This is a genomic window from Bartonella sp. AC70YNML, from assembly GCF_042196545.1.
Lineage (GTDB): Bacteria > Pseudomonadota > Alphaproteobacteria > Rhizobiales > Rhizobiaceae > Bartonella.
Genome location: NZ_JBHIQK010000002.1, coordinates 246,304 through 263,631, shown reverse-complemented (window position 1 = coordinate 263,631; position 17,328 = coordinate 246,304). Strand labels below are relative to the sequence as shown.

At 38.3% G+C, this 17,328-nt stretch carries 14 protein-coding genes and 1 pseudogene; 9 read left to right on the top strand and 6 right to left on the bottom strand.

The annotated features are described in order from the left end of the window. Positions 1-105 precede the first annotated feature (105 nt). A complete protein-coding gene (locus ACFIMU_RS03195; protein WP_375606180.1) occupies positions 106-642 on the top strand; it encodes a GcrA family cell cycle regulator in 537 nt (178 codons plus the stop codon). A gap of 976 nt (positions 643-1,618) precedes the next feature. On the opposite strand, the gene ACFIMU_RS03190 is transcribed toward ACFIMU_RS03195, so the two are convergent. Both ACFIMU_RS03190 and ACFIMU_RS03185 read right to left on the bottom strand, forming a co-directional pair. Next, on the bottom strand, positions 1,619-2,209 hold the full coding sequence (locus ACFIMU_RS03190) for a Smr/MutS family protein (RefSeq protein WP_375607863.1): 591 nt from the start codon (positions 2,207-2,209) through the stop codon (positions 1,619-1,621). A 52-nt stretch (positions 2,210-2,261) separates the two neighbouring features. Further along, entirely contained in the window at positions 2,262-2,954 is a 693-nt protein-coding gene (locus ACFIMU_RS03185; protein WP_375606178.1) for a Tim44/TimA family putative adaptor protein, read from the bottom strand. Between the two features lie 174 nt (positions 2,955-3,128). On the opposite strand from ACFIMU_RS03185, the gene ACFIMU_RS03180 reads away from it, so the two are divergent. Together ACFIMU_RS03180 and secB are read left to right on the top strand one after the other, a co-directional pair. Beyond that, positions 3,129-3,623 carry an FxsA family protein gene (locus tag ACFIMU_RS03180; protein ID WP_375606177.1) on the top strand — a complete coding sequence of 165 codons (495 nt, stop codon included), beginning with the start codon at positions 3,129-3,131 and terminating at the stop codon, positions 3,621-3,623. A gap of 142 nt (positions 3,624-3,765) precedes the next feature. Further along, positions 3,766-4,242, top strand: coding sequence for a protein-export chaperone SecB (gene secB / locus ACFIMU_RS03175; protein ID WP_375606176.1), 477 nt, complete (start codon positions 3,766-3,768; stop codon positions 4,240-4,242). A gap of 69 nt (positions 4,243-4,311) precedes the next feature. Here the strand turns inward: secB and ACFIMU_RS03170 are convergent, their stop codons facing one another. Beyond that, positions 4,312-6,612 carry an NADP-dependent malic enzyme gene (locus ACFIMU_RS03170; RefSeq protein ID WP_375606175.1) on the bottom strand — a complete coding sequence of 767 codons (2,301 nt, stop codon included), beginning with the start codon at positions 6,610-6,612 and terminating at the stop codon, positions 4,312-4,314. A gap of 195 nt (positions 6,613-6,807) precedes the next feature. Here ACFIMU_RS03170 and mutS point away from each other — a divergent pair, with 195 nt between their 5' ends. Further along, positions 6,808-9,552 carry a DNA mismatch repair protein MutS gene (mutS, locus tag ACFIMU_RS03165; RefSeq protein WP_375614904.1) on the top strand — a complete coding sequence of 915 codons (2,745 nt, stop codon included), beginning with the start codon at positions 6,808-6,810 and terminating at the stop codon, positions 9,550-9,552. Positions 9,553-10,808: 1,256 nt separating this feature from the next. Next, positions 10,809-10,931: pseudogene (locus tag ACFIMU_RS03160) on the top strand (integrase); the annotation flags it as partial. 21 nt (positions 10,932-10,952) lie between these two features. Here the strand turns inward: ACFIMU_RS03160 and ilvD are convergent. The 3 genes from ilvD to ACFIMU_RS03145 all read right to left on the bottom strand — a co-directional run bounded on the left by ilvD (position 10,953) and on the right by ACFIMU_RS03145 (position 14,468). Next, entirely contained in the window at positions 10,953-12,791 is a 1,839-nt protein-coding gene (ilvD, locus tag ACFIMU_RS03155) for a dihydroxy-acid dehydratase (protein WP_375607865.1), read from the bottom strand. Positions 12,792-13,758: 967 nt separating this feature from the next. Further along, positions 13,759-14,010: a DUF1150 family protein gene (locus ACFIMU_RS03150; protein ID WP_375606172.1), complete on the bottom strand. Its 252-nt coding sequence runs from the start codon at positions 14,008-14,010 to the stop codon at positions 13,759-13,761. 26 nt (positions 14,011-14,036) lie between these two features. Beyond that, a complete protein-coding gene (locus ACFIMU_RS03145; RefSeq protein ID WP_375606171.1) occupies positions 14,037-14,468 on the bottom strand; it encodes an Hsp20 family protein in 432 nt (143 codons plus the stop codon). Positions 14,469-14,590: 122 nt separating this feature from the next. Here ACFIMU_RS03145 and nth point away from each other — a divergent pair, with 122 nt between their 5' ends. The 4 genes from nth to pheS all read left to right on the top strand — a co-directional run bounded on the left by nth (position 14,591) and on the right by pheS (position 17,301). Beyond that, on the top strand, positions 14,591-15,331 hold the full coding sequence (gene nth, locus ACFIMU_RS03140; protein WP_375606170.1) for an endonuclease III: 741 nt from the start codon (positions 14,591-14,593) through the stop codon (positions 15,329-15,331). A 154-nt stretch (positions 15,332-15,485) separates the two neighbouring features. Continuing rightward, entirely contained in the window at positions 15,486-15,689 is a 204-nt protein-coding gene (gene rpmI, locus ACFIMU_RS03135; RefSeq protein ID WP_183193590.1) for a 50S ribosomal protein L35, read from the top strand. Positions 15,690-15,722: 33 nt separating this feature from the next. Then, positions 15,723-16,124, top strand: coding sequence for a 50S ribosomal protein L20 (gene rplT, locus ACFIMU_RS03130; RefSeq protein ID WP_012754515.1), 402 nt, complete (start codon positions 15,723-15,725; stop codon positions 16,122-16,124). A 94-nt stretch (positions 16,125-16,218) separates the two neighbouring features. Then, positions 16,219-17,301: a phenylalanine--tRNA ligase subunit alpha gene (gene pheS, locus ACFIMU_RS03125; RefSeq protein ID WP_375606169.1), complete on the top strand. Its 1,083-nt coding sequence runs from the start codon at positions 16,219-16,221 to the stop codon at positions 17,299-17,301. Positions 17,302-17,328: the final 27 nt, after the last annotated feature.

Genomic DNA, 17,328 nt, shown 5'->3' with positions numbered 1-17,328 from the left:
AGAGTGTAAAGTTCTTTCATTCAGCGTAATGAAAACATTATTTAAACATTTGAAGATGCAACGGGGGAGAGCATCTTAGTGACGTAATCGGAATGGAGTGCTGGTATGGGTTGGACATGTGAACGCGTTGAGCTTCTTAAAAAGCTTTGGAGTGAAGGATTAAGTGCAAGTCAAATTGCTGCTCAATTAGGTGGGGTCAGCAGAAATGCAGTCATCGGCAAAGTACATCGATTAAAGTTACCAGGACGTGGTAAGACAGCACAAGGAAGTACGCGTGCGCAAAAAACTCCCGTGGGAAGCAGCAGCCCATCATCTCCACGTGTGCGTCGCAACACATCTACGGTATCGCCAATAAACACATCAGCTGTAAGTATTGAAGAAACCGCTTTAAAGACAGAATTTGTAGTGGAAGATGTAAAAGAAGTTGATATGTCCACAAAATCCAATGTAGTTGTGCCTATATCACGTCAACTTAATCTTCTACAATTGAGTGAAAATACATGTAGATGGCCGGTTGGCGATCCATTATCAGCAGATTTTCATTTTTGTGGTGCAGATTCTGATGAAAATAGCCCTTATTGTGCCTTTCACGCTAAGCTAGCATTTCAACCAATATCTGAAAGACGTCGGATAAGAGTGTAATATCCTCCGATTGAATCTCGTATTCTACGTCTCATTATTTTTAATTATTGAATTATTATGAGAAAGAAATTTGTTCTTTAATGAATGAAAAAATTTCTTCATGAAAGCATTCATCGTAAATTGTATCTTTTGATGCGAGTGTGTGGCTACGTGTTGTAAAATGTCTATTGTTGTTTATTTTCACGATTCTCTTTAATTCAGTTATACAGTTTTTAAAACTATCCATAGTAGCAATATCTTTTGAAGAACGTAGTTTCTTAATTTCTCATGTTTTTATTTTTCATATACTTAATAGATTAATGCATTGATTTATAAAACAATTTATCATTTTACATCCTGAATTAGATCCGCAAATATGATAAGACTCTCTCATTTTAAGTCTTCTTATATTGAATTAATAAAAATCTTTCGTTTGCACATCACAAACGAGACGAGAGCCGTGTAGAGTAAAAACACTTAAAGAAAGACACACCGCTTATAAACTTTCTCAAGTACTAAGGAGGATTCAAGGGCTATCGCCATATTGGGAAGTGGTAAATCACGTTAGAATATCCAACCTTGCACTTTATATGTAAGTGTAAAGATGGTGGTGTACAATGAATTTTGTACACCTCATGGAGATTACTTTTTACACGCCCTTCCATAAAATGAATTTGAAAATATTAGGAGATATTTTTTTAATAAGCATGTGAATATGTAGTATAAGTATGTTCTGCCTGAAACATTCTGTTTTTCGTGAGTGCTGTTATCACATTAAATCTGTAAAAACAAAAGCATGAGGCAATGAGAGAGTGTAAAACAATGTCTTTATAAGAAAATTAAAAAATAAGGGAATATTGTATTTAAGGTTTTTGCGCAATATATGGGAAATAATTAATTATCGTTATTAATCAGTATATTATCACATCCTTTCTACAACCTGTAACATACGAGATCTTATAAAATCAATATTGAACCTGAAACGACCTCAATAACATCACATTTCTTTTCCCGATACGAAACGGCGCAACCAAACATAAAGCGCACCTTCTCCGCCATGTTGACGCGCTGCTTTTTCAAACGCATGGACATAATATCGAAAAGCTGGTGTTGATAACCAATACGGAACAAATCTATACAAAGCTCCATCGCTCCCAACGGATCGTCCTTTTCCTGTAATCACAAGAACATAACGCAATCCTCTCTGCTGAGAGGATTGTAGAAATTTTTTTAAGAAAAAATAAGCTTCTTCCTGCATATAACCGTGGAGATCAAGACGCGCCTCAAGAGGATAACGACCTTGGGAAATTTTACGATGTGCAACATGATCAAAGAAATGAACCTTTTGTGCTTGTGTAACTGCCCTCTTTTCTCTTTTAATAATTGTCGAGGGTTGTTGATTTTCCTGAGACAATAAGGAGATTTGAGTTACAGGCTGTTTTTTATCATTAATATTTGCAATAGTTTCTGAAGTAGAAGAGAGCATCTTACCGTGAAGCGGTGTTATCGTACGACAAACCATCTCCCATAAAAGGCGATCTTGTGAAGCCAATAAATCTCTTTTTTGTCTCCATTTACTTGAGGACATTTTAATTTCTCATAAATCATTGAATGCTTATGGAAGAAAAACAAAAAGTATTTTAATTTTCATTTTCTGTAGCAAAAAGCTTCCAGTTGGGATCTGATGATAAACTATTGCGAACAAAAGTCCAAATATCCCTGATTTCTACAATAGCATCAGGATCACCGTCTATACGCTCGCCCTGTTCATTATAAGTAACAGAAATCATCTCACTGACAATACGTATCGTTAAAAGTTCGTCTTTTTCTTGTATTGCCGCCGAGACAAACTCGATCTTATTAATTCCAACAAAAGTAAACTCTATTCTTTCTTTGTTTTTTTCTCGTTGTTCAATCGCTGTACAAAAGTTTTCAAAAACATTCTGACAAAGCAAGCTTTTTAGTTGACTGCGATCACCTTTGGCAAAAGCTGTTACAATCATTTCATAAGCAATTTGTGCACCTTTTATAAAAAATTGAGGAGAAAAATGCGGGTCAATTTTACGCAGTGCTCGCAAATTTTTATTCAAAATACTTCCCTCTGGTGCAATTTCATCAATTTCACTAAAATTGCCTTTTTCTGAATTTTTCTGATGAGGGAACGAAACAATATTATCTGTCGTTTCTGTCTCATCTTGTTTTTTAGAACGTCGTGAATAAGGATCAAAGGGTGGCTTTTCAAACCCAATTCGTTTCCCTAATACATTACGGAGTTGCACAAAAATAACAACCATAATAACAAGAGCGATGACAAGTATAACGTCAAATTCCATAGGCGCTGTCAATCTCCAAAGATTAAGTCTCTAATAAACATTGCAGTCAATACCATTTATCAATAAATATGTAAAATAAGGAATCTTATCATTCAAATATTTTTATAGATTTTATATTTAAACGGAGTTCTCTTAAGAATTTCTCCCCCTACTCATCCAGAAGGAAATTTTCATGTGATAAAACTTTATTCTATAAATCCTCGTTTTTTTGTTGTTATCTTTCTTTGCATTCTTTTAATCGAGATTGCTGGTTTTATCTTTGTTGGTCAAGAAATTGGTATTTTAGCAACCTTGAGTCTGGTTATTCTCACAACCATAGTTGGGGTTGTTTTATTGCGAATTCAAGGGATTAGCCTTTTAAAAAACATACAAACTGAACTTATCCAAGGACGCACATTAGAAAATAATATTATCAATGATGCTTTCATTATGTTCAGTGCGATTTTACTTATTCTTCCCGGCTTTATAACTGATCTCTTGGGAATATTACTTCTTATTAAACCAATTCGCTCTGTTGTTTGGCATTTCTTTTCATCATTAAAAAACAAAATGAATCAAAATACTAAAAGAAAAAATGACTCTGAAAAAATAATTGACCTTAACGCAGAAGATTACACAATTCATGATACGACAGAATCTCCATGGCGCAAAAATGATGATAACCATTGAAATGCCTAAAAAACCTGTAACAAACTAAAAAAATATTCAAGATAAAGAGCGCATTTCTTGCAACCTTTTGCAAGGCGTGATAACCAATCTGGTCTTTAGATCTAAAATAAATATACATATTATAATGAGAGAGGTTCGTCGTATGGCCGAAGGTGAAATGAATAACAGTGGTGGAGAGCCGGTTTTTGCTGTATTAACTCAATATTTAAAAGATTTATCATTCGAAAACCCTGGTGCTCCTCGTTCATTGCGTGCACGTGAAAAGTCACCACAAATTGATATCAATATTAACGTCAATGCTAACCCAATTGGTGATGATAATTATGATGTCGTTTTGTCTCTCTCCGTTAAAGCCAATGATGACACTGAAACCTTATTTCATGTAGAACTGATTTACGGTGGTGTTTTCCACCTTAAAAACATTCCACAAGAACATGTTATGCCACTGGTCTTTATTGAATGTCCCCGTCTTTTATTTCCATTTGCTCGCCAAATTATATCTGATGCTACTCAAAGTGGTGGTTTTCCACCTTTGTGGATTGACCCTATTGATTTTGCAGCACTCTTCCAAAAGCGTCTTTCTGAAGAACAAAAGGACAGTCAAATACAGCCCTCTTAAAAAATTTATTTTTTTTGCTATCAAAAAGCCCCTTGATATATTATTGGTATATTAGGGGCTTTTTTTCCTTTAGATGACTTTTTCGGCATGATAAGCCGCAAGCATTGCAATATTGACAACATCTGTATCGCTTCCACTAAATGGTACAATTTGGACAGATTTTTCCAATCCAATTAAAATAGGACCAATGATGGTTGCTTCACCAAGTTCTTGTAACATTTTGCTGGCAATGGAAGACGCGTGATATCCAGGCATAACTAAAATATTAGCAGTCTCTGTTAATCCCATAAATGGGTATTGCTGCATCAATTTGGAATTGAGCGCCACATCAGCGCTTATTTCTCCATCAAACTCAAAATCAACCTTGCGTTCGTGCAAAATATTAATTGCATCCTGAATTTGCTGCGTCGTCTGCCCTTTCATGTAGCCAAACGTAGAAAATGCTAAAAATGCTACCCGTGGTTGATATCCAAATCCACGCACAAACGAAGCTGTTTGTTCCGCTATATCAGCAAATTCTTCAGCATTAGGATTTTCATAAACAGCTGTATCGGCAATAAACACAGTTCGGCCACGGCAAATGGCCATTGAAATACCAATCAATCGTTCTTTTGGTTTTTCATCAATTGCCCGACGTATATCGATCAACGCTGTTTCATAATTGCGTGTCACCCCTGTAACCATTGCATCAGCATCTCCTAGTGCCACCATACACGCAGCAAAATAATTGCGATCATTATTGATACGACGATGACAGTCACGCAACAGCCAGCCTTGACGCTGCATCTTTTTATAAAGATAATTCGCATAAGCATCTGTACGGCAAGAAAGCTTGGCATTTATAATAGAAATACCTTCACGCTCCAAATCAATTCCAGCGATAACAGCTGCTTCTCTTATTTGCTCTTCCCGACCAACCAAAATCGCTTGTCCTAATTTTTGATGAACATAAGAAACGGCTGCCCGCATAACTTGTTCTTCTTCACCTTCTGCAAAAACAATTTGTTTTGGCGCTTGACGAACGTGGTTATAAACCCCACGCATTATCGAAGAAGTAGGATCACGCCTCGCATTTAAATCACGCTCATAGGCCTCTAAATCATCTATGTTCTTTTGTGCAACACCGCTTTCCATTGCTGCTTTTGCTACCGCTATTGAAACAACTGTGAACAAACGCGGATCAAAAGGAACGGGAATGATATAATTAGGACCAAATTTTAATCGCTTTCCACGATAAGCTTCTGCAACGCTGTCAGGTACTTCCTCATGCGCTAAATCAGCAAGAGCTCTTGCCGCAGCAATCTTCATGTCTTCATTAATAACTGTTGCACGCACATCAAGCGCACCACGAAATATATAAGGAAAACAGAGAACATTATTAATCTGATTTGGATAATCGGAACGCCCTGTTGCAACAATAGCATCATGACGCACTTGCATAACCTCTTCCGGCGTAATTTCTGGATCGGGATTGGCCATAGCAAAAATGATCGGCTGCGGCGCCATGGATTTTACCATTTCAGGGGTAAGAGCACCTTTAGCAGAAACCCCGAAAAATATATCTGCTCCTTCCATTGCTTCCATAAGCGTACGTTTATCCGTTCGAATAGCATGCGCAGATTTCCACTGATTCATTCCCTCTTTACGACCTTCATAGACCACGCCCTTTGTATCACATAATATGATATTTTCAGAACGAAAGCCCATTGCTTTAATCAGTTCAATACAAGCAATCCCAGCAGAACCAGCACCATTACAGACTAACCGCGTGTTTTGCATATCGCGCCCTGTTAAAGTCAAAGCATTGAGAACACCCGCAGCAACAATAATCGCTGTACCATGTTGATCATCGTGAAAAACAGGAATATTCATCACCTCGCGTAGGCGGCTTTCAATCATAAAGCACTCAGGTGCCTTAATGTCTTCAAGATTGATTCCACCAAAAGAAGGTTCTAAATGACGCACCAAATTGATAAAACTTTCCGTATCATTTATATCAATTTCTAAATCAATGGAATCAATATCCGCAAAACGCTTAAACAGCACTGCTTTGCCTTCCATGACCGGCTTAGAGGCAAGGGCACCTAAATTGCCTAACCCTAAAATAGCTGTACCATTTGAAATAACAGCAACAAGATTGCCTTTTGCTGTATAATCGTAAGCGAGTGCTGGATTTTGAGCAATTGCCTTAACTGGAACTGCAACACCTGGTGAATAAGCAAGTGCTAAATCATGCTGTGTTGCCATAGACTTTGTTGCAACAATCTCAAGCTTTCCTGGTCGACCACGACTATGAAAATCTAGAGCTTCTCTTTCGCTCGCACTGTAAACAGTTTGAGACATTTTCTGATCCTGCTCGCTCTTTTTCATCTCACTTTATTTTCTCCAAAAACAGTGTAAATTTTGCTTGATAATGCGTATAGTTATTAAATTTGATTCATATGTTAGAAATCGCTATTCTTGCCTTAGCAAATCTGATGATACGTTGCAATTTAGAGATAAATAAATATCGAAGTAAACAAAAAAGAGTAAAAACTTCACTTAAAGGAAACAGGCCTCGTACAAATGGATAAAAAAAACAATCATAAAAATAATTTAATTCCACAGCCTGCCTCCTCATCTGCTTCCTCTCAAGAACGTCTTACACCTATGATGGAGCAGTACATAGAAATCAAAGCCATCAATCATGATTCCCTTCTCTTTTACAGGATGGGGGATTTCTATGAATTATTTTTTAATGATGCAATTGAAGCGGCTCAGGCTTTAGGAATCACACTCACAGCACGCGGAAAACATTTAGGACAAGATATTCCTATGTGTGGTGTTCCCGTTCATGCGGCAGATGATTATTTGCAAAAACTCATTGCTTGTGGTTATCGTGTTGCTGTTTGTGAACAAATAGAAGATCCTGCTGAAGCGAAAAAACGTGGCTCAAAGTCTGTTGTTCGGCGTGATGTTGTTCGTCTTGTAACACCTGGAACAATAACAGAAGAAAAACTCCTTGATCCAACGCGTGCAAATTATTTGATGACGCTTTCCCGTATAAAAACCAGTGATGGAGAAGAGTTTGCTCTTTCTTGGATTGATATCTCAACAGGCATATTTCGTGTAACAGAAAGCCGCCAAGAAAAACTTTTGGCAGATATTATGCGTGTGGATCCACAAGAAATCATTGTTGCTGATTCCTTTTTTCATGATAAATCTCACAAATCGCTTTTTAATGTTCTTGATCGTATCGTTTCACCTCAACCTGCTTGTCTCTTTGATGCACTCACCGCTGAACGCGATATTTGCAATTATTTTAAACTCTCAACTCTTGAGGGTGTTGCCGATTATTCACGTTCCGAACTCTCTGCAATTGTGGCGGCTATTCGTTATATCGAAAAAACACAAATCACGCATCGTCCTCCCCTCATGCAGCCTGAGCGCCAAAATGAAAGTGCGACTCTTTTTATTGATGCTGCAACCAGATTAAGCCTTGAACTTATTCGTACGACATCAGGTCAACGGGATGGAAGTTTATTAAAAGCGATTGATCGCACTGTAACAGGAGGAGGGTCACGCCTTCTTATTGACCGCCTTATTGCTCCCCTCACCACTCCTTCAGCGATTGATACGCGTTTGGATTCTATCGATTTTTTTCTACGTAATCCTTCTCTTGCAGAAGCGATAAAGCTTATTTTAAAAGGGGGACCAGATATGCCCCGCGCCGTTTCACGTTTGGCTCTTGGACGAGGAGGCCCCCGTGATATGGCGACAATCCAACGCGGTTTTGAAATCATTCGTGAACTGCATCAACTCCTTAATAATGAGCTCCTACCTCAAGAAATAAGTGATGTACAGCAGATATTCTCAAACTTACCCACAGCTTTATACATTCATTTAGAGCAAGCATTAGCTGATGATCTCCCACTGCTTAAACGTGATGGGGGATTTATTCGCTCCAATTATCATAAAGAGCTCGATGAAATGCGGGCTTTACGTGACGAATCTCGCCGCGTTATCGCTGAACTTCAAGCGCAATATGCCCAAGAAACAGATATTAAGACGCTTAAAATAAAGCATAATAATATTCTAGGCTATTTCATTGAAGTAACCAGTACACAAGCATCTGCTCTCACAAATAATCCACAGGCTAAAGCACGTTTTATTCATCGCCAAACAATGGCAAACGCTATGCGTTTTACGACAACAGAGCTTGCTGACCTTGAAAGCCGTATTGCCCATGCTGCCAACCATGCATTGACGCTTGAATTAGAAATCTTTGATATTCTCGTTCAGGAAATTACCGAACAAGTTGACTTTATTCGTAAAGCCTCTGAAGCAATTGCCATTTTAGATGTCTCTGTCGCTCTAGCACATCTTGCTGAAGAACAAGGATATTGCCGCCCTAAAATTGATCATTCACTGACCTTTCATATTACAGCAGGACGCCACCCTGTCGTCGAGCAAGCACTCCGCAAACAAGCCGCAGAACCCTTTATTGCCAATAATTGTGATCTCTCTGTACAAAAAAATCAACAGTATGCAGCAATCTGGCTTTTAACTGGACCTAATATGGGAGGAAAATCAACTTTTTTGCGGCAAAATGCTCTCATTGCTATTATGGCACAAATGGGGTCCTTTGTTCCAGCAACTTCAGCGCATATTGGCGTCGTTGATCGCCTGTTTAGCCGTGTTGGTGCTTCCGATGATCTTGCACGAGGGCGCTCAACCTTTATGATGGAAATGGTGGAAACAGCAACGATTCTCAACCATGCAAGTCACCACTCCCTTGTTATTCTTGATGAAATAGGACGTGGAACATCAACCTTTGATGGACTATCTATTGCTTGGGCAGCCGTTGAATATCTCCATGAAGTTAACCATTGTCGTGCTATTCTTGCTACCCATTTTCATGAAATGACTGCGCTTACCGAAAAACTTGATAGACTGCATAATGTAACCATGAAAGTCAAAAATTGGGATGGTGATGTGGTTTTCCTTCATGAGGTCATACCAGGAGCTGCTGACCGTTCCTATGGTGTACAAGTTGCAAAGCTTGCTGGACTTCCCCCAGCCGTTATTACACGAGCGACAGATGTCCTCCATCAACTAGAACAAGGTGAAATGGCTGGAAAAGGGCATAAACTCATTGATGATTTACCCCTCTTTTCTCTTAAAGCAACATCTCCTGTCAATGAAGAAAGAAACAAACATTGTGTTCTTCACGAAGCTTTAAAAAATATCCATCCTGATGAACTCTCTCCTAAGCAAGCTTTAGAAACAATTTACCACCTCAAACAGCTTGAAGAGAGTACCCCCCTATAGAAAACAGATGTTATTTTTTATTAAATAAGCTTTCTTAATAGGAAATAAAGTGTCCTTTTTTGATATGTTTTGGTACAAATATTTGTTTACCTTATTCCTATTGCTTTTCTACGCAATATATTTTGATAAGTAGAATGCATCTAGAGGAAAAATCCTATGCATTATATTTCATATTTCCTTAGATCAATCTTGACGTTTATACAAAAAAATTGATCCACATCGATTCTTTTTACAAGACAATCATTTTTTGCAACGATTATCTTGAATTCTCCTCCACCTTGCCAACATGCATGTCTAATGAATTACGCTTTTTCACGCTCAATATTATCTTACTCATAGCAACAGCGTTGGTTTAAAGTTGTCTGTGTGTATCATACTACCCCATTTTGCATGATAAATTCACGTGCAATAGATTATGCTTTTTCTTTATATTTCAAATGATAAAGAACTCTTTTACTGTTTCCACATGAATCATATAATTAAGTATATCAATGATATTCTAATTGCATTTTATTTTCCTAAAAAAAGCTTTTGAAATCCTTCCCAACCTTAAACGACGAAGATTTCCACTCGAATTTGATCTGTAAACAGTCCCAATTCTAGCGGCTTCCTCTTAAGCTTCCCACTCATGTAATTAACTTACACAAGGACTTGACAAACAAGCCTAAGAATATTCACAACTCACGTTAAAAACACTTAAATGTTGAAAGCTTTCTTATATCCCACGTCTCAATGACAGTGTTTTATAGCCCAACAAAATAATATCACCAGTACAATAAATATCTTTCATAAGATGAGTAATAAGAGATCATAACCTTGCATAAAACTAGAATATGATATGAAAAGCGCTTGATACGACCTCACCTGTCTTACACAACTACTAAAAAAAATCCGCAGCAGCTTTTATAAATTTTATGCATCGCCTTTTAATCATACTTACGATAACTCAAAATATCCTGATAAGCTCATAAACTTATCCGCTTAGAATATCGTGCAAAAGATACCAAAAAATCTCTTAGAGGACTATCTTTCTTTTATAAGTCAATACATTGATTTATAATTAAAGTTTAGCGTTATTGAACTTGAATTAGCCCCCCCAAATATCGTAAGATTCTTTCATTTCAAGCCTGTTTATCTTAAACCAATCAAAATCACTTGCTTGCACATCACAAGCGGGATGAGTGTGTGGGAAAAACTATAATACAAATGCCTCTTATGAACCCCAAGGATTGTAGCAACATCCATGAGCTGGCAAAGTGTGTGATGGTGCCGGCTTGCTTCTTCTCAAGCGTAAAGATGGGGCTGTTCAATGGATTTATCGTTATACCATTCATAGGTACCGTCGCAAAATGCGCTTGGGAGCATTGAGAGATGTCTCTTAAAACGCATCCTTTATCTCATCAAATATTACGAACTGCACCCTTTGAAGCAGATGTGGTCATCGCTGCATAAGCTTTGAGAGCCTTTGAAATTTTACGCTGACGCTTCTCAACCGGTTGCCAAGCACCTTTTCCTTTTGCTTCCATCTTAGCACGACGCTGCCTCATTTCAATGTCATCAACCAATATATGAATGCTACGATTTGGAATATCAATTTCTATGATATCCCCCTCTTCTACCAACGCAATTTCTCCTCCTTCAGCAGCTTCTGGTGAAATATGTCCTATCGAGAGCCCTGAGCTCCCCCCTGAAAAACGTCCATCCGTAACAAGTGCACAAACCTTGCCCAATCCTTTAGATTTGAGATAACTCGTTGGATAGAGCATTTCTTGCATTCCAGGTCCACCACGAGGACCTTCATAACGGATTAAAACAATTTCACCTGTTTTAATCTTATCCGTTAATATAGCTGAAACAGCTGAATCTTGGCTTTCAAAAATTCTTGCTGGACCTTTAAAGGTTAAAATTGACTGATCAACACCTGCTGTCTTTACAATACAGCCATCTTTTGCAAGATTTCCATAAAGAACTGCCAATCCTCCATCTTGTGAATAAGCATGTTTCCTATCGCGAATCACACCTTTTTCACGATCAAGATCAAGAGTCTCATAGCGACTAGATTGGCTAAAAGCGGTTTGGGTTGGAATGCCACCTGGAGCAGCACGATAAAATGCACGAACTGTTGGTTCATTGGTTTGTTTTACATCCCAACGGTACAAAGCTTCTTTCATCGTTTTTGCGTGAACCGTATAAGTTGACGTATCAATGAGTCCCGCCGCATCCAATTCGCCTAAAAGCCCCATAATACCACCGGCACGATGAACATCTTCCATATGCACATTCGCAACAGAAGGAGCAACCTTGCATAAAACAGGAACACGACGTGAAAGATGATCAATATCCGTCATGGTAAAATCCACCTCACCTTCTTGCGCCGCTGCTAAAAGATGCAGTACTGTATTGGTTGATCCTCCCATGGCAATATCAACGGTCATTGCATTTTCAAAAGCCTTGCGTGAAGCAATAGAGCGTGGCAAAACTGTTTCATCATCTTCTTCATAATAACGCTTGACCAATGTAACAATCTGTTTTCCAGCTTCTTCAAAAAGCATCCGTCGATCTGCATGTGTTGCTAGCATTGATCCATTTCCGGGAAGCGAAAGCCCCAATGCTTCCGTTAAACAATTCATAGAGTTGGCCGTAAACATTCCTGAACAAGAACCACATGTAGGACAAGCAGCGCGCTCCATTTCAGCAACTTCTTCTTCTGAATTCTGTTCTGAAGCTGCTGCGACCATGGCATCAACCAAATCAACCATTAGATCTTGATCTTTCCATTTAATCTTACCTGCTTCCATAGGACCGCCTGAAACAAAGATTGTTGGAATATTCAACCGTAAAGCAGCCATTAACATACCAGGCGTAATTTTGTCACAATTAGAAATACAGACAAGTGCATCCGCACAATGTGCATTAACCATATACTCTACAGAATCAGCAATAATTTCGCGTGAAGGCAAAGAATAAAGCATTCCATCATGCCCCATCGCAATTCCATCATCTACAGCAATAGTGTTAAACTCTTTCGCAACACCACCAGCAACGGCTATCTGTTGTGCAACCAATTGCCCAAGATCCTTTAAATGGACATGTCCTGGTACAAATTGTGTAAAAGAATTCGCAATCGCAATAATGGGTTTACCAAAATCTGCATCTTTCATCCCTGTTGCACGCCAAAGACCGCGGGCTCCTGCCATATTACGCCCGTGAGTCGATATTCTTGAACGGTAAGAAGGCATTATTTTTTTCCCCTCAAATAATTCCATTTTTCTTGTTGTGCTGTAACTTCATTATAAAAACAAGAGCTTTAGTATTCAAAAGAGAAAAATACCTTGGACTGAGACATTTGAAGCACAAAATTAAAAGATTTGCATCAACTTCCTCATAAAGCTTTTGTTTTTTCTATTCCTTATCAATCAACATCTCATCTCTGCGTAACTCTATGTTTGAGAAAAATGTCAAGACGATTCAGTGCAGTATGAACTGTTCTAGATTTTTGTATGCCAGATTTGATGGCTATATTGCGTATATCTATTTGCGTAATTTCTGAAATTGGAAAGAATATAAAGGCATCGTGGTAAAAATCTATCATCTCCTTACAATTCAGCTTTACACCTTTCAAAAGCTTCCATAGTAATATCTTTTAAATAATGATGAGGCGCTGTCTCATACTTTTGTTTTTCACACTCTTCAATGGAGTTACCCCCTTAGGAAGAACAAAACACACCAAACAAAATACACTTGTATTGCCAATTTACGCATTCGTTTTAAAGAAACATTTCTCACTGCGCTCGAACTCAGTTCATGACAGCGTCCATAAAGGTATAACGGCCCTCGTGAATAATATAAACTTATGAGAAGCATCCTCACCACTTATGAAGAAGAAAACAAACACCATCATACATTTTACTCATCCCCAATGTTGCGAAGTCCTTGGCAATTAAGACAATTAAAAAGAGAGATTTTTATTCCTTTCTTCAAGTGTTTTTATCCACATGGCTCTCCTTGCTTATGACATCAAGCAAGTGACTTTAATTGTTTTAACATAAGAAGATCTCAAATGAGAGAACCTTATGATATTCGGGACTCTCATTCCAGTTGTAAAAAAATTAATTATGAATATAAATCAATGTCTTATATCATTATACCCTTTATGAGAAAAACGAATAGAATTTATAAAGAACTCCGTTTTTCTCGTAAGGAAATCTAGTGCAGAGTTACAATTTGTAGTTCATGCTCATTGGCTCCAGCAAGAGCGATAGAGCGTTCATCGGATAAAATGATAGGATAACCTGTTTCACCAAAGAGAGCCCATATGGTAATGCCTGGGGTCATTGGTGGAAGATCTGGAAAGTTTTTAGCCAAGTCATCTGTACAAACTTTTTTTAAATAGGCAATCTGTCCCGCATCAGAGTAGGCTGTGTTCTGAAACGATAAGTTTTGTTTATGTTCTCCCATTTCACGGTTCCTTTACGCCTTAACTTTTATGACTCACCACTACTGACTTTAATTGGAATCTGTTTTATTTCTTTTTTTAATCTTGGTTGATACAGATTAATTGATAAAAGACCATTTTTCAACTCCGCATTTGTGACATGCATCCCTTCCGCAAGAATAAAGATTCGCTGGAATTGTCGCGCAGCTATACCGCGATATAAATATTGATGATTTTGGTTGTCTGTTTGTTTACCATGAATAACCAATTGATTATCATCGAGCAAAATATTAAGATGATTAATCTTAAATCCAGCAACAGCCAAAGTTATCCGGATATGATTTGCATCATCGTTTTTATGTAAACGTTCAATGTTATAGGCTGGGTAAGCTTCATCAGCTTTACCGATACGTTGCAATGTTTTTTCTACGGTTTCAAATCCTAAAAGAAAAGGATTGGAGAAAGGCGTCACATGTGTCATTCATGAGTATCCTCTTTGAAAAGCGGCGTTACTTGACCAAACTCTATACAAAGTGTTCGCTGCATTCCTCTCATATGGCGAGCGTAAATGATAACTTCAAGAGAGAAAATTAAGAGAGTTCAATGACTCAACGTACCATAAAATTATCAAAAGCGCGAAATTTATCTAGTATATTATATAATAAAGATGAAGTTGCAGAAATATTTCGCCGTTTTTCTGTGCAACGCCCAGCGCCTAAGAGTGATCTTATCTATACAAATATTTTTACGCTTTTGGTGGCAGTTGTACTTTCAGCTCAAGCGACAGATGTAAGCGTTAATAAAGCGACAAAAGAATTATTTCGCCTTGCTGATCAACCGGAAAAAATGGTTGCATTAGGGGAAGAAGAAATAGCACTTCATATCCGTTCAATCGGTCTTTGGCGAGCAAAAGCACGCAATATTTATGCACTTTGCAACTGTTTAATTAATCAATATGGCGGTCAAGTCCCTGATACGCGTGAAGCACTTATGTCCCTCCCTGGAGTGGGACGAAAAACGGCTAATGTTGTTTTGAATGTTGCTTTTGGTCAACCTACATTGGCAGTAGATACACATATTTTTCGCTTAAGCAATCGTCTTGGTTTAGCGCCTGGCAAAACACCAGAGATTGTCGAAAAAAAATTATTAAAGATTATACCGATCTATTATCTTCGTCATGCGCATCATTGGCTAATTTTACATGGACGCTATATTTGTCAAGCACGTCAAGCAAAATGTGCGCAATGCATTATTGCCGATTTATGTAAAGCCGCAAGCAAAACAAATGCTATTCCGGCACCTCTGGTTGAAATTCAAGGCAATGGAGCGCCCATTTTTTTATAATACGGTCTTGCTATTTTGTGTATACTAGCTTATGAGAACATTTTTGGAACCGCCCGGCAGGGCATGCCGTGGCTGTTTAAATGCTTGTTCAAGCGTTGGTCCGCTTGATCAAATAAAATGTTTGATTGAATCAATTAATGTATGGAGTAGCAAAATGCCCAAGATGAAGACCAAATCATCCGCTAAAAAGCGGTTTAAAATCACTGCGTCAGGCAAAATTAAAGTAGCAGCTGCTGGTAAGCGCCACGGCATGATTAAGCGTTCGAATAAATTTATTCGCGATGCACGTGGAACAATGGTTTTGTGTGAACAAGATGCTAAAAAAGTCATTCAGCATTATTTGCCGAATGGTATTTAAACCTTACGCTTTTGATTTTGAGGAGATTATAATATGGCTCGTGTGAAAAGAGGTGTGACAGCACACGCTAAGCACAAAAAAGTTCTTAAACAAGCTGAAGGCTTTTATGGTCGACGTAAAAATACCATTCGTGCTGCTAAAGCAGCAGTTGATCGTTCAAAGCAGTATGCTTATCGTGACCGCAAAAATAGAAAGCGTACTTTCCGTGCTTTGTGGATTCAGAGAATTAATGCGGCTGTTCGTGCAGAAGGTTTAACTTATGGACGTTTTATTGATGGCTTATCAAAAGCTGGTATTGAAGTTGATCGTAAGGTTCTTTCAGACATAGCAATCCACGAGGCGGAAGCATTTTCAGCTCTAGTCGCTTCAGCAAAAAAAGCTTTAGAATATTTAAAAGACACAACACCTAATGCTTTTGAAGGCGCTGTCAAGTAAGCCAGTCGTGTTCTCTTAAAGCATTTATTTATTCGAGGTCCCGTGCTGGCTATTGCGAGTGCGGGTTTTTCTTTATTAGAAAATAGGCAAAAATATGAATGATATTGAGCGTCTGGAACAAGAAATTTGTTTAGCCTTAGAGGCAGCAGGTGATGAACAAGCACTTGAAACAGTGCGTATTTCAGCATTGGGTAAAAAAGGTAGTATCTCTGAAAAATTAAAAGAATTAGGAAAAATGGATGCTGGCGAGCGCCATAAAGTTGGACCTGTTCTTAATGGATTAAAAAATCGCATTTTAGAATTATGGGCACAAAAGCGTGATCTTCTGAAAAGACAGGCACTGGATGCCCGTCTTTCTCGTGAAACAGTTGATGTTACCTTGCCTGTTCGCTCTTCACCTATAGAACGGGGACGCATTCATCCTATTTCACAAGTGATTGAGGAAATTATTGCCATTTATACGAAGTTGGGTTTTTCTCTTGCCGAAGGTCCAGATATTGAAACAGATTATTATAATTTTACAGCATTGAATTTTCCTGAAGGGCATCCAGCGCGTGAAATGCATGATACCTTCTTTTTTGATGTTGATAAAATGGGAGAGAGAAAATTATTGCGAACCCATACATCACCCGTACAAATTCGTACACTAGAAAAACAAAAAGCACCGATACGGATCATTATTCCTGGAAAAACTTACCGCATGGATTCGGATGCAACGCATTCTCCTATGTTCCATCAGGTAGAAGGTCTTGTCATTGATAAAACCTCCACCATTGCCCATATGATGTGGCTACATGAAACCTTTTGTAAAGAATTTTTTGAAGTTCCTTCTGTAAAAATGCGTTTTCGTCCCTCTTTTTTCCCTTTTACCGAACCATCTATGGAAGTGGATATTCAATGTGATCGTTCTGGTTCAGAAATAAAATTTGGTGAAGGACAGGGTTGGTTGGAAATTTTAGGATGCGGAATGGTGCATCCTCATGTGTTGAAAAATGTTGGTTTAGATCCCGATGAATATCAAGGCTTTGCATGGGGAATGGGCATTGATCGTATTGCCATGTTGAAATACGGTATGCCTGATTTGCGGGCTTTTTTTGATGCTGACCTGCGTTGGTTAGACCATTATGGCTTTCGTTGCTTTGATATGCCTGCTTTTTTTCCTAATAGAAATGTGTGATCTTAGTCATCGCTTTCATGTGAGGTT